12 protein-coding genes are annotated in these 14,306 nt (G+C 55.2%); 6 read left to right on the top strand and 6 right to left on the bottom strand.

Translation table 11 applies throughout. The features are described from left to right. Position 1: 1 nt before the first annotated feature. From Q354_RS0103355 to Q354_RS0103325, 6 genes are all read right to left on the bottom strand, one after another. Positions 2-997: an NADH-quinone oxidoreductase subunit B family protein gene (locus tag Q354_RS0103355; RefSeq protein WP_036228428.1), complete on the bottom strand. Its 996-nt coding sequence runs from the start codon at positions 995-997 to the stop codon at positions 2-4. An 8-nt stretch (positions 998-1,005) separates the two neighbouring features. Then, the gene (locus tag Q354_RS0103350) at positions 1,006-2,322 is read right to left on the bottom strand and encodes an ATP-binding protein (protein ID WP_027856389.1); all 1,317 of its coding nucleotides are present in this window, start codon (positions 2,320-2,322) and stop codon (positions 1,006-1,008) included. Between the two features lie 48 nt (positions 2,323-2,370). Beyond that, a complete protein-coding gene (locus tag Q354_RS0103345) occupies positions 2,371-2,961 on the bottom strand; it encodes a YceI family protein (protein ID WP_036228426.1) in 591 nt (196 codons plus the stop codon). Between the two features lie 19 nt (positions 2,962-2,980). Further along, entirely contained in the window at positions 2,981-3,331 is a 351-nt protein-coding gene (locus Q354_RS0103340; protein ID WP_027856387.1) for a hypothetical protein, read from the bottom strand. Between the two features lie 242 nt (positions 3,332-3,573). Then, entirely contained in the window at positions 3,574-5,496 is a 1,923-nt protein-coding gene (gene htpG, locus Q354_RS0103335; protein ID WP_027856386.1) for a molecular chaperone HtpG, read from the bottom strand. Positions 5,497-5,685: 189 nt separating this feature from the next. Then, positions 5,686-6,420, bottom strand: coding sequence for a DUF599 domain-containing protein (locus tag Q354_RS0103325; protein ID WP_027856385.1), 735 nt, complete (start codon positions 6,418-6,420; stop codon positions 5,686-5,688). Between the two features lie 306 nt (positions 6,421-6,726). On the opposite strand from Q354_RS0103325, the gene xdhA reads away from it, so the two are divergent. The 6 genes from xdhA to Q354_RS0103290 all read left to right on the top strand — a co-directional run bounded on the left by xdhA (position 6,727) and on the right by Q354_RS0103290 (position 13,796). After that, a complete protein-coding gene (xdhA, locus tag Q354_RS0103320) occupies positions 6,727-8,166 on the top strand; it encodes a xanthine dehydrogenase small subunit (RefSeq protein WP_027856384.1) in 1,440 nt (479 codons plus the stop codon). Further along, the gene (gene xdhB / locus Q354_RS0103315) at positions 8,159-10,555 is read left to right on the top strand and encodes a xanthine dehydrogenase molybdopterin binding subunit (RefSeq protein WP_027856383.1); all 2,397 of its coding nucleotides are present in this window, start codon (positions 8,159-8,161) and stop codon (positions 10,553-10,555) included. Before xdhA ends, xdhB begins: the two co-directional genes overlap by 8 nt. A 57-nt stretch (positions 10,556-10,612) precedes the next feature. Further along, entirely contained in the window at positions 10,613-11,500 is an 888-nt protein-coding gene (xdhC, locus tag Q354_RS24405; RefSeq protein WP_051559848.1) for a xanthine dehydrogenase accessory protein XdhC, read from the top strand. A gap of 28 nt (positions 11,501-11,528) precedes the next feature. Next, the gene (guaD, locus tag Q354_RS0103305) at positions 11,529-12,836 is read left to right on the top strand and encodes a guanine deaminase (RefSeq protein ID WP_027856382.1); all 1,308 of its coding nucleotides are present in this window, start codon (positions 11,529-11,531) and stop codon (positions 12,834-12,836) included. A gap of 203 nt (positions 12,837-13,039) precedes the next feature. Continuing rightward, positions 13,040-13,327, top strand: coding sequence for a putative quinol monooxygenase (locus tag Q354_RS0103295; protein ID WP_027856381.1), 288 nt, complete (start codon positions 13,040-13,042; stop codon positions 13,325-13,327). A 25-nt stretch (positions 13,328-13,352) separates the two neighbouring features. After that, on the top strand, positions 13,353-13,796 hold the full coding sequence (locus tag Q354_RS0103290; RefSeq protein WP_027856380.1) for a MarR family winged helix-turn-helix transcriptional regulator: 444 nt from the start codon (positions 13,353-13,355) through the stop codon (positions 13,794-13,796). Positions 13,797-14,306: the final 510 nt, after the last annotated feature.

Below are 14,306 nucleotides of genomic sequence, written 5' to 3'. Positions count from 1 at the left end.
ATCAGCGTTTTCTCTTATGAATTGTTGGCGGATAGATCAGCCTTTCTGAAGTGGCGTTTTCACGCAATCGTTCCGGTGTCGCTGCTTTCGACAGCGATGCCAGCGCAACGAACCAGGCTTTCGGCATATCGGTTGGCAGGCCAACCGGGATACCGGCAATCTTAGGGGTCTCGGTAAAAGTGTGACGCGGTTCTTCAAACTCCGGTGCCGTGCAGTTGATACAGGCATAACCGCCTTTAGTACAGGAGCCGGTGCCATTCCAAGGCCGGACATTGCAATCCGCATGCGCCTGGGTGCCGAGGCAACCCATATTCTCCATCATACAGCCACGATCGCCGGGCTGCTCCGCACTGGCCTTATACTCGTAGTACTCATTCCGGTTGCAGCCGTGATGCACCAGCTGATCAGCATACATTCGCGGTCGCCCCAGTGCGTCGACGCTGTCTTCACTGAACTCGCCCAGCGCCAGCTGCACCAGAGTATCAGTCACCCAGTTTGGATGTACCGGGCAGCCGGAGATATTCACTACCTTTTCCTTGGCGCCGGAGCGATACTCACTGCCCAGCAAGCCGCCATAGATCTCACCTTCATACTGCAAGCCCGTCGCATCGGTATGGTTACTGCCCGCAGCTGAGATACCGCCATAGGCCGCACAGGAACCGATCGCCACGGTGTAGGCGGCTTTTTCGGAGAGCTCCCGTACCCAGTGAATCATCGGCTTCTGCGTCCCACCCATTACATGAAACATACCGCTGCCATTGGGGCCGCGCAGCATAGAGCCTTCCACACAGAGCACATCGAGGCGGATCTCGCCGGTGAGAATACGATCGAGGATCTGACGCATCTCGGTGCCGGTTTCCTCACTCAGTGACGGATGCCACAGCAGGTTGATGCCGGCACTGTCGAAGATGGTGATCAGGTCAGGGCCTTCGGCGTTCAGCAGCGACATGGTGCAGCCACCGCATCCGGCTGATTGCAGCCAGAGAAGATTAAACATGCCGCACCTCACTCTTTGGGCAATCGCAGACGCGCAACGGCCCCTCCGTCGGGATGGTTATTGATACTCAGCTCACCGCCATGCTCGCTGACGATACCGTAGCTGATCGACAGTCCCAAACCGGTGCCCTGTCCGACCGGCTTGGTGGTGAAGAACGGATCGAACAGGCGCGAAAGAAATGCCTCCGGGATACCGCTACCGCTATCTCGGACCTCCAGCCAGCAGTAATCACAGGTTTCTCCGGCGCTGATACCCAGCCGCGGATGTTCGCTTTCTGCCATCGCATCGGATGCGTTCTGGATCAGGTTGACCACCACCTGATGGATCTGGCCGGTGTGGCCAAGCGCCATCTGATGCGGCGGCATACGATCAATCACCTCGATCTTGCGTTTGCTTTCCTTGGTGATCCAGTGCAGTGCCGAACGCGCCACATGGGTGAGATCGAATTCAGTTTTCTCCGCCTCCTGAGTCGATGAGAACTGACGCAGGTCATGCACAATTTCCCGGACACGGTCTGCCCCCTCCATAGTGCCGTCCACCAGCGAGTTGAGGTCGCGCACCACTTTATCGATTCGCAGCTCGGCGCGTAACGCCTGCAGTTCCTCACGGCTACGCCCTTCCAGCACCGCATCAAAATAGGACACCAGGCGCGCGGTATAGCGCTGCAGCGCATGCATATTGCCGTAGACAAAGGAGATCGGGTTATTCAGTTCATGCGCGACACCGGCGACAAGACGGCCCAGTGAGGCCATTTTTTCCGCCTGCACCAGCTGCTCCTGTGCCAGCTTCAGCTCGGCATGGGCGGCATTAAGTTCGTTGTAGGCTTTGTGCAGCTCCCCCAGCGGTCGCCCCACCAGCACCATACCGACGATACGGCCGCGATGGTTCTTGCGCGGCGTGCAGTTCATCGCCATCGGATGGCTGCTGCCATCAACGGCCAGCAATTCCACCTCACAGTCACGTACCGGTTTAATGCGCAATTGCTGGTCGAAGATCTGCAGCCTGGCGCGGTAGCGCTCCGACACCAGTTCGGTCAGTGAACGGCCATGCAGCTGCTCTGCCTTCTGGCCCGTCACCCGCTCCAGTGCCTCATTAACCTCAAGAATAACGCCCTGATTATCGCAGACGATCAACACATCGCTCATCGAGCCCTGTACGCTGTCGAGGAACGTCTTGGCCTCTTCCAGCTCGGCATTCTTAGCCTCTACCTCAACCTGCGAATGCACCAGATCAGCATAGGCTTCATCCATTTTCTGAATGACGCTGACCCAGGCTTCATCGGTATTGAGATCAGGATCTTTCGGGCTGAAATCTTGTTGCGACATGGCATCGCTATCCTCTGCTAACTCGCCACCTGACGATGGCCATACTGCCTAACGTTTACTGCGTTTGCGGCCCAGCTTTTCACGTACACCTTCAATCGCCAGAAACAACTCAATCAGGTGCCCGCCCGGGCCGACATCATAGATAATGCCATATTCCCGCACATCAAGGGTGATATGTCCTTCAAACCCGGCGCGGTAACCGCCCCAGGGATCAGCCCCTTCGCCAATCAGGCTCACCGGTATATCGATATCCCGGCTCACCCCATGCAGGGTAAATCTCCCGGACAGCACGCCGTTTTGGGCATTACCGCGGTATTGCTGACTGACAAAACGCGCCTCAGGGTAGCGTCTGGTATCGAGGAACTTATCACTGCGCAGGTGTTTATCACGCTCAGCATGGTTGGAATCAAGACTGCGGGTATCGATCACGACACTGATACGGCTGGTTTCGGGCCGGGCACTGTCCCAGCTGAAGTCACCCTGCAAGCGGTTAAAGCGGCCATACAGCCAGCTGAAGCCAAGATGCTTGGTACGAAACTCTATAAAGGCGTGGCTCGGGTCGATTGAGTATTCAGCCGCCCAAAGCGGCTGCGGCGCAAGGAGGCCCAGACAGAGGCAGAAACATAACGAGGGGCGCATAGTAAACTCCCGTCAAAGATTAACGAGGAGATTGATCCTTCCCCATCCCCGCTTCGCAGATCGCACAGTAACGGGTATCAGGTACAGACTGCAGCCGCATCAACGGAATGGCAGCGCTGCAGGAGAGACAATAGCCCGGATTGTTCTGGCAGATATCCAGCATCACCTGCTCGACGTTTTCCAGCCGACGATTACAGTCGCTAACAGCCGCAGGCTGATCTTCACCGGAGTTCACGTCCTGTGCAGGCTCAGGCGGTGCAAGCGACAACTGGCTGATCTCATCGCGCAACTCCTGTTTAAGTCGCTGCAACGCATCCAGTAGCTCTTTTACTTCCTGATCACAGGGATTGGGCTCTGATCTGCTTTCCATAGACACTCTTCCGCTCGACGACACACCCGGCAACCCGGGGCCTGATGCGATCCTATTGTTCCATTCAAACACAGGCCAGACAACGCCTTAGTCTGAAAAATTGCTTTATGGAGTAATTTTAGGCTAAAAATCCGTGATTTAGCCAACTCAACAGGGGCATTATGCAAAGCGCCTGAAACAAAAATACCCGCATCACAGGATGCGGGCATTACCGGTTTAAACGCTAATTGCGGCTGTCGCTATCAGGCGGACAGTTCCAGCAGCAGCTTGTTCAGGCGGGCAACGTAGGCAGCCGGATCATCCAGCTGTCCACCAGCAGCCAGATCGGCCTGCTCGTACAGAACCTGGGCCAGATCAGCGAAGCGGTCTTCATCCGCCTCTTTGTCCAGCTTCTGGATCAGCGGATGCTCAGGGTTCACCTCAAACACACGCTTGCTATCCGGAACCGGCTGACCTGCCGCTTCCATGATACGGCGCATCTGCATGCCCATATCGTAATCGCCCAGCACCAGGCAAGCCGGAGAATCTGTCAGGCGATGAGTGATGCGTACATCGGCAACCTCTTCACCCAGCTTCTCTTTCAGACGCTCAATCAGGCCTTCCAGCTCTTTTGCTGCTTCTTCCTGCTCTTTCTTCTCTTCTTCAGACTCAGTATCGCCCAGGTTCAGCTCACCCTTGGCAACATCCTGGAAGGACTTACCGTCGAAGTCGAACAGGTGGCTCATCAGCCATTCGTCGATACGATCTGTCAGCAACAGTACTTCGATACCTTTTTTACGGAAGATTTCGAGGTGCGGGCTGTTTTTAGCCGTGTTGTAGGAGTCAGCGACAACGTAGTAGATCTTCTCCTGACCTTCCTGCATACGCTCGATGTAAGACTCCAGACCCACAGTCTGCTCATCGTTATCATTATGCGTAGAGGCAAAGCGCAGCAGCTTGGCGATCTTCTCTTTGTTGGTGTTGTCTTCAGCCGGGCCTTCTTTCAGTACCTGACCGAACTCTTTCCAGAACTTAGCGTATTTCTCGCTGTCGTTCTTCGCCATCTTGAGCAGGGTATCCAGGCAGCGCTTGGTCAGGGCTGCGCGCAGCTTGTCGACCTGAGGGTCCTGCTGCAGGATCTCACGGGACACGTTCAGGGACAGCGCATTGGTGTCGATAACACCTTTGATAAAGCGCAGGTATAGCGGCAGGAACTGCTCGGCTTCATCCATGATGAAGACACGTTTAACGTACAGTTTCAGGCCGCGAGGCACGTCACGGTTCCACAGGTCGAACGGTGCGCGCTCTGGCACATACAGCAGGCTGGTGTATTCCAGGTTACCTTCGACGCGGTTATGCGCCCAGGTCAGGGAGTCGCTGAAGTCGTGGGAGATATGCTTGTAGAACTCCTGATACTCTTCGTCAGACACATCACCTTTATTGCGTGTCCAGAGTGCAGTCGCGCTGTTAACCGTTTCATCTTCCGGGATAACGGTCTCATCCTGGTTCTCTTCGCCCTCTTCCCCGGATGGCATCGCGTCTTTTTCCATGATGACCGGAATGGCGATGTGATCGGAGTACTTACGCACCATAGCGCGCAGGCGGAAACCATCAGCGAACTCGTCTTCACCCTCTTTCAGGGTCAGGACGATACGGGTACCACGCTGGCTCAGCTCCGTATCGGCGATGGTGTAATCACCTTCACCCTTAGAGCTCCAGTGCACGCCTTCAGCAACGCTGGTGCCGGCCTTACGGGTGTAAACGTCAACCTGGCTGGCAACGATAAAGGAGGAGTAAAAACCAACACCAAACTGGCCGATCAGGGCGCTGTCTTTCGCTTCATCACCGGTCAGCTGGGAGAAGAACTGAGACGTGCCGGACTTGGCGATTGTACCCAGATGCTCAACTACATCATCGCGGGACATACCGATGCCGTTGTCGGCAATGGTGACAGTCCTGGCATCTTTGTCGAACTCGACACGGATGCTCAGGTCGCCATCGTTCTCGTACAGAGATCCATCAGACAAAGCCTGAAAACGTAATTTTTCACAGGCATCGGATGCATTGGAGATCAGCTCTCGCAGGAAAATTTCCTTGTTGGAGTACAAGGAGTGAATCATAAGCTGCAGCAGCTGTTTTACTTCGGTCTGAAAACCATGAGTTTCTGAACGCGTTTCTGTGCTCATAGGACTATGCCGGTCTCTCTGTTAAAAGATGTTTGGAATCAGCGATTTGCGCTGAACTATCTTAGTGTTTTCAGAGATGGGGCCGGTTCAGATGATTTCAAGGAACAAAATGCGATTGAATTGAAAAAAATCAACAGGACCTACGCCGAGGCCCTGTTGCTGTGTCTGTGGTGATGCGGACAGGAACAATCAGATCTGCTCGCCGCTATGATTTTCGCCCGTGCTCATCATCAGGGTTTTCAGCGTCGAAGAGGTAAATTCACGACCATAGAGCACGTAAACGGTAATTGACGAGACGATCATAAATACCCAGGGGCTGATAAACCAACCCAGTACCGCCAGGCTGAAATAGTAGGTACGCAAGCCAATATTGAAATTATTCGCAGCCATCGATGCCATCTTGGCGATGCGATTGGCGTGGCTGCGGCGCTGGGAATCAGAGATATCCTCATTCGGATGCGGGGCGCCTCCGATCATCACCGAGGCAAAGCCATACTGGCGCAGGCTCCAGGTGAACTTAAAGAAGGCATAGACAAACAGGATGATCAGCACCAGCAGTTTAAGCTCCCACTCCTGCTGCGTAGCCGGATAAGCAAACGGAATGTGCTGAATCACGCCGATCGCCTTCTCCGTCGACCCCAGTACCGTCAGCAGACCGGCCAGCACCAGTATGGTTGTGGAGGCGAAAAACGCCACGCTACGCTCAAGGTTGGCAATCGCCGTGGTATCCGCAATACGCACATCACGTTCCAGCATATGCATCATCCACTCAGTTCGATACAGATGCAGCACACTGGCCAGGCAGGGGGTTGTGTAACTCTTCAGGCGTGCATAGCGCATGTAACCGGTGAAGCAGACCAGAAACCAGCCCAGTGCCAGCAGGTTGAGCCAGTTTTCAGTGCAGAACTGAATCATCGCTTCCATAGATTTTACCAATATTCCCGTTTTTTCAGTGGGTTAAGGCCTAACAGGATACTGCATTCAGTATCGCTTCGATAGCGCACCCGGCATCGCCCTGGCCGACTTAAACGACCAGCTCGCCTGCCGCCAGGCGCGCGCTGATCTAGTCTGAATACAGGGATCAGCCGCAGGAAAATGCTGCCTGAGAGGACTGTATGAATTTTTTTCTGACTCCTGAGTCAATTTAATTATTGACTTAAAAGTCAGGTTTTACTTAAATCGCTGTATACAAACACTCAACATAATAAATACAAAACAGGAGAATCCCCCTTGATTAAGTTCTTGCTCAATCAGGAATTAAGGGAGGAGCACAGCCTTGACCCTAATATGACGGTGCTGAACTACCTGCGCGAGCAGGTCGCCAAGACCGGTACTAAAGAGGGTTGTGCTTCGGGCGATTGCGGTGCTTGCACGGTGGTGCTGGGTGAGTTGGATGGCGACAGCATCCGCTATAAGAGTATCAATGCCTGCCTTACTTTCGTTTCCGCACTGGATGGAAAACAGCTGATCACCGTGGAAGACCTGAAACATCAGGGCAAGCTGCATAAGTCCCAGCAGGCGATGGTCGACAAGCACGGTTCGCAGTGTGGTTTCTGTACCCCGGGCATCGTGATGTCCCTGTTCGCCTTAGGCAAAAACAATGCTTCCCCGGATAAGGACGAAGTGTTGGAAGCCCTGGCGGGCAACCTCTGCCGCTGCACCGGCTACCGTCCAATTCTGGATGCCGCTTTTGCCATGTACGAGGACACTGCTGACGACCAGTTCACACTGCGTGAAGCGGCTACCGTCGAGCGTCTGAAAAAGCTGCAATCTGAACAGATCAGTGAACTGCAGCACGGTAACCACCAGTGCCACAATCCAAGAACTTCAGATGAGCTTGCCGCCCTGCTGCTGCAACACCCGGACGCCCGTCTGCTGGCTGGCGGTACCGACCTGGCGCTGGAGGTCACTCAGTTCCATCGTGAACTGGATAGACTGATCTACGTCGGCGATATCAAAGAGATGGCACAGGCGGAAGTGTTTGAAGACCGTATCGAGCTGGGCGCAGCAGCACCGCTGAGCAAATGCTACAGCGCACTGTCTAAAGACTATCCGGATTTCGGCAACCTGCTGCACCGCTTTGCCTCCCTGCAGATCCGTAACCAGGGCACCCTGGGCGGCAATATCGGTAACGCCTCCCCGATCGGCGACGCGCCACCGGCCCTGATCGCCCTGAACGCACAGATTGTGTTGCGCAAGGGTGATCAACGCCGCGCGATGCCACTGGAACAGTTCTTCGTCGACTATAAAGTGACGCTGCTGGAAGAATCGGAATTTATCGAGAAGGTCGTGGTGCCACGGGCTCCGGCGGCGGATCAGTTCCGTGCTTACAAGATCTCCAAGCGCCTGGACGATGATATCTCTGCCGTGCTGGGTGCGCTGAACATCAGTGTAGAAAACGATGTGGTGACCGATGCCTGTATTGCCTTCGGTGGCATGGCGGCGATTCCGAAGCGCGCCAGTCATTGTGAAAAAGTACTGATCGGCAGCGCCTGGAATCAGGCCACCATCAATAAGGCGATGGAGGCACTGGAACAGGATTTCGCACCAATCTCAGATTTCCGCGCATCCAGGGAGTACCGCATGCTGACAGCCCGCAACCTGCTGCAGCGTTACTTTATTGAGAGTCAGATCGTCGAGGTTGAAACACGGGTAACCGCTTATGTCTAATCATCACGCAAATACCAAAACAGTCGAAGAGATGCTTGCGCTGGTGAAGCAAGATCTGAAAACCGGTGTCGGCCGCAGTGTTAAACATGAGAGTGCCGACAAGCAGGTGTGCGGCGAAGCCACCTATGTCGACGACCGGCTGGAATTCCCTAACCAGCTGCATGCTTACGCTCGTATGAGCGAAAAAGCCCATGCCCGCATCAAAAAGATCGACCTCAGCCCCTGCTACGAGATTCCCGGGGTGGCAATCGCCATTACCGCAGAAGACGTGCCGGGCCAGCTGGATATAGGTGCTGTACTGCCGGGTGATCCGCTACTGGCCGATGGCATTGTGCAGTATATCGGCCAGCCGGTGATCGCTGTCGGTGCCAGCAGCCTGGAAACAGCCCGCAAGGCGGCGATGGCTGCCGTGATCGAGTATGAAGATCTCGATCCTATCCTCTCCGTGGAAGAAGCCCTGGAGAAAGAGAGCTACATCAGCGAGCCCCACACCCATCAGCGGGGCGATTCAGCAGCGGCTCTGGAAAAAGCCACCCACCGCCTGCAGGGAGCTGTGCATATAGGTGGCCAGGAACACTTTTACCTGGAAACCCAGATCTCCTCGGTGATCCCTACCGAAGATGGCGGCATGATCGTGTTCTGTTCCAGCCAGAACCCAACCGAGGCCCAGAAACTGGTGGCTGAGGTATTGGGTGTACCGTTCAACAAAGTGGTGGTGGATATGCGCCGTATGGGCGGTGGCTTTGGCGGTAAAGAGAGTCAGTTTGCTATGCCCGCCTGTATCGCGGCGGTTATCGCCCACCATACCGGCCGGCCCACCAAGATGCGCCTGCCGCGGATGGAAGATATGGTGATGACCGGTAAGCGTCACCCCTTCTACAACCAGTACGATATCGGCTACGACGAACGCGGCGTGATTCAGGGCACTGAGATGAAGCTGGCCGGTAACTGCGGCTACTCGCCCGACCTCTCCAACTCCATTGTCGACCGCGCGATGTTCCACTCCGACAACAGCTACTACCTGGGTGATGCCACCGTCACCGGGTACCGCTGTAAGACCCACACCGCCTCCAATACCGCCTACCGTGGTTTCGGTGGCCCGCAGGGTCTGATTATGCCGGAGATCTTCCTCGATGAGATCGCCCGTAACCTGGGTGAAGATCCGCTGGAGATCCGTAAGCGTAATTTCTACGGCAAGGAAGACCGCAACTACACCCACTACTACCAGAAGGTCGAAGACAATATCATCCACGAGATGATCGCTGACCTTGAAGAAAGCAGTGAGTACCAGAAACGCCGCGTCGAGATCGCCGAGTACAACCGCAAAAGCCCGATTCTGAAAAAAGGCCTGGCACTGACACCGGTGAAGTTCGGTATATCCTTTACCGCCACCTTCCTGAATCAGGCCGGTGCGCTGATCCATATCTATACCGATGGCAGTATCCACCTCAACCACGGTGGTACCGAGATGGGTCAGGGCCTCAACACTAAGGTGGCGCAAATCGTCGCCGAAGAGTTCCAGGTCGATATCGACAACATACAGATCACTGCCACCAACACAGACAAGGTGCCGAACACCTCTCCGACGGCAGCATCCTCCGGCACCGACCTTAACGGTAAGGCAGCGCAGAATGCAGCAATCACTATTCGCCAGCGCCTGATCGACTTTGCCGTGAGCCACTTCCAGGTAACCCCGGAAGATGTCTCCTTCAAGAACAATCACGTGCTGATCCGCGACAAGGTCATGCCGTTCGCCGAGTTTATCGAACTGGCCTACTTCCACCAGATCTCGCTGTCGAGCACCGGCTTCTACCGGACGCCGAAGATCTACTACGACCGCGACAACGCCCGCGGCAGGCCCTTCTATTACTATGCTTATGGTGCAGCCTGCTCAGAAGTGATCATCGATACCCTGACCGGTGAGTACAAGATACTCCGTGCCGATATCCTGCACGATGTCGGTGCCTCGCTGAACCCGGCGATCGATATTGGTCAGATTGAGGGCGCTTTCGTTCAGGGTGCTGGCTGGCTTACCACCGAAGAGCTGGTATGGAACGATCAGGGCCGCCTGATGACCTCCGGTCCTGCGGGATACAAGATCCCTGCCGTGGCGGATATGCCGATCGACTTCCGGGTGCGCCTGGTGGAAAACCGCAAAAACCCGGAAGACACCGTATTCAACTCCAAAGCGGTCGGTGAACCACCGTTTATGCTGGGTATCTCGGTGTTCTGTGCCATCAAGGATGCGATCGCCAGCGTGGCTGACTACAAGGTCAGTCCTAAGGTAGACGCGCCGGCAACACCGGAACGGGTACTCTGGGCGGTCGAGGCGATGAAGGCCCATAAAGCCGCAGCCGACGCCACCACATCCACCGAGCAGACCGTCTGACAGCGGTGGCCCGGCCAGCACCAGGCTGCCGGGCCACCCCGAACGAGGCCAATAAGCATGAGCAATCAAAACAATAACAACTGGAACAGCGAAAGCTGGCTCACCGCACTCAGCAGCCTGCAACAAGCAGGAAAACCCTGCGTGATGGTGACCGTAGTCGAAGAAAAAGGCTCCACCCCGCGAAATACCGGCGCCAAAATGGTGGTTACCGCGGGCCGTACCTTCGACACCATCGGCGGCGGCCATCTGGAACACAAAGCCACTAAGCTGGCACGACAGATGCTGGAAGAACAATGCAGCGATGCCCGCGTGCAGAGCTTCTCACTGGGGGCTTCCCTGGGCCAGTGCTGCGGTGGCGCCACTTCGTTGCTGTTCGAGCCTGTGGGGATTGCTCCGCTGCATATCGCCCTGTTCGGCGCCGGCCATGTAGCCAAGGCACTGGTACCGATTCTGGCCTCCCTGCCCTGTCATGTGAGCTGGATCGATGGCCGCGATCACGAATTTCCCGAGCATGTCCCGGCCGGAGTGGAGAAGATCGTCAGCGAGTACCCGGTGGATGAGATCGAAGACCTGCCACCAGGCACCTTCTATATCGTCATGACCCACAACCACCAGCTCGACCAGGAACTGACCGAGAAGATCCTCAAACGCGACGACTTCGGCTACTACGGCCTGATCGGCTCGCGCACCAAGCGCAAGAAGTTTGAGCATCGCCTGCGCGCCAAGGGTTTCAGCGATCAGGTGATCGACAAGATGGTCTGCCCCATGGGCCTGCCGGAAGTGACCGGCAAGCTGCCCGCCGAGATCGCCGTCTCTGTCGCCGGTGAAGTAATCGCCCGTTATCAGGCGGCAGCATCCGCCGAACAACACAATGACAGTGACCGGGCTGTAACAGACAAAGATCAGAGTAAAGGCGCAACCGGGAAGATACACCGGGTTGCCTGAACAGAATAAAAACGAGTAAATGACAGTTATGAATCCTTCTATCAAGGCATACCGTTCCGCCATCATCCACAGCACCGCCGACCCGGCGCTGGTGGGGCTGGAAAATTCCTACCAGTACTTCGCCGATGGCCTGCTGGTAGTCGAGGATGGTCATGTCAAGGCGGTGGGTGAAGCCGCTGAGCTGCTGCCAACCCTGGGCGATGATGTCACCGTGACCGAATACCACCGCTCGCTGATCACACCCGGCTTTATCGATACCCATATCCACTTTCCCCAGACCGGTATGATCGCCTCCTACGGCGAGCAGCTGCTGGACTGGCTGAATAACTACACCTTCCCGGCGGAAAACGAGTTCAGCGACGAGCACCACGCCCACGACGTGGCAGACCGCTTCCTCACCGAATTGATGCGCAACGGCACCACCACTGCCCTGGTGTTTGGCACCGTGCACAAAGAATCGGTCGACGCCTTCTTTGAAACCGCCGAGAAATACAACCTGCGGATGATCGCCGGTAAGGTGCTGATGGACCGCAACGCGCCGGACTACCTGCTGGATACGCCGGAATCCGGCTACAAAGACAGCAAAGAGCTGATCGAACGCTGGCACGGCAAAGGCCGACTGCACTACGCCGTCACACCGCGCTTTGCCCCCACCAGTAGCGACGAACAGCTGGCGATTGCCGGTCAGCTACTGCACGAATACCCCGACCTTTATATGCACACCCATCTGTCAGAAAACCAGAAAGAGGTCGAATGGGTACTGGAACTGTTCCCGGAGCGGGAAAGCTACCTGGACGTCTATAAGCACTTCAACCTGCTGTCAGAACGCTCTGTCTTCGCCCACGGTATTCACCTGTGTGACAAAGAGTGCCAGCAACTCTCCGACAGCGGCTCGGCCATCGCCTTCTGCCCGACCTCCAACCTGTTTCTCGGCAGCGGCCTGTTCGACCTTAAGAAAATGGAGCAGATGGAAGTCAATGTCGGCCTGGGAACCGATGTCGGCGCCGGTACCAGCTTCTCGATCCTGCAGACCCTTAATGAAGCCTACAAGGTGATGCAGCTGCAGGGAGAAAAGCTACACCCCTACAAGTCACTCTACCTGGCAACGCTCGGCGGTGCCGAAGCCCTGCGCCTGAACGACAAAATCGGTAACTTTGAAGTGGGTAAAGAAGCAGACTTCGTGGTACTCGATGAACAGGCCACCCCGCTGATGGACTACCGCATGCAGCAGGTACAGAGCCTCGACGAACGCCTGTTCGTAATGATGACCCTGGGTGACGACCGCAGCATCTTCGAGACCTACGCCGCCGGACGTTGCGTCTACCAGCGTGGCTGAATCCTTAAATCAAGATACCAAAGCCCGCCCCTCAACCGGCGGGCTTTTTTGTGCAACCGCCGTCACCAGCGATAGTCGCCATATCGACCCTAACCGGCAGGACTGATCGGCAACACCTCATCCACAATCTTAAAGTTCAGACCGATGCTTGACCCGCAGGCAAATATGATTACCATGATAATCATATTTAAGAGGATTTTCCCATGCATGAGCACCTATTTATTATCGCCAGAATCAGCCCTAAACCTGAATTTATGAACGATGCCAGAGAAGCCTTACTGAGTATCGTGCCCCCCACTTTGAATGAAGAGGGCTGCCGGCAATTTTCCGTACACCAGGATGAAACGTCTTTGTACCTGTACGAAGAGTGGGAGAATCAGGACGCACTGGATAGACATTACGCCATGCCCTATATCGCACCCGTTTTCGAGTCCTATAAAGAGTGGTTAGCAAAGCCCGTTGAAATCAGTAAGCTGACAAAACTGGCATAGCGATAGAAATAAGCCCGGACGCATTATGTTTTTCCTAAAAGAGCTACCCACAAGACAGATGATTCGGGGGTATGCCGAGCAATACCCTTCAGCGGACGTAGATTCGGTCGAACAGGCATTGAAAATGATGCGCCAGGCCAGCCTACTGGTACGGCGGCTCGAAACGTACTTTAGCCATCATGGTATTTCCCAGCAGCGGTTTCTGATCCTTATTGTGCTAGACCGGGAGCCGGAAAGAACCAGCTTGCTCGCCAGTGAGATAGCAGAACGGGTCGACGTGTCCCGCCCGGTAATGACCCGTACACTGCGAAGTCTGGTAGATGAACACCTGATCACCCTCTCGGCAGACACGTCTGACAAACGAGCAAAGCAAGTATCTCTAACGGAAAAGGGCAAAACCTTTCTGGCAGAGATCCTACCCGGTTACTTTAGTGAAATAGATAAGTTCATGAAAGAATCAGCCCCATGAACAGAATGGCCGCTACATGGCCGCCATCACCAATATAGTTCTTAACACCATGTGCATGAAGCGCCGGTTAAGCAGTCTCAGTCGGTTGCTGCTGATACTCACGTATGCGCTGTTGTATCGAGGTAAAATCAGAGCGCTCCGGGCAATCGGCGAGAGCGCTGGAGGGTGTTCATAGTTCTGTGTCAGCGTAAATCACAGAACTATGAACACCCTCTCCATTGACGCGGGGCGGCTCATATGTGTTATGTGGATTCATCTAGGTAGCTTCATCAGAAAGTCATCTACTTTTTCGGTAGTGTTCAAAATTCTGTGTCACCTCTATAGTTTGACCCCTACAGGGAGTGACACACCATGTCTGACAAATACGAAATCGATATCCAGGCCTTCGCCAAGGCCCTTCAGTCTGGCCAAGATCTCAATGGGAAAGACGGCCTGCTAACCCCACTGATTAAACAGATCACCGAGGCTGCTTTAGGGGCAGAGTTGGATGAACATCTGGTTCAGGATAAG

This window comes from Marinobacterium jannaschii DSM 6295 (assembly GCF_000620085.1).
Taxonomy (GTDB): Bacteria; Pseudomonadota; Gammaproteobacteria; order Pseudomonadales; family Balneatricaceae; genus Pontibacterium; species Pontibacterium jannaschii.
Note: the sequence above shows the minus strand (reverse complement) of the source record. Positions and strands in the feature narration are given on the sequence as shown.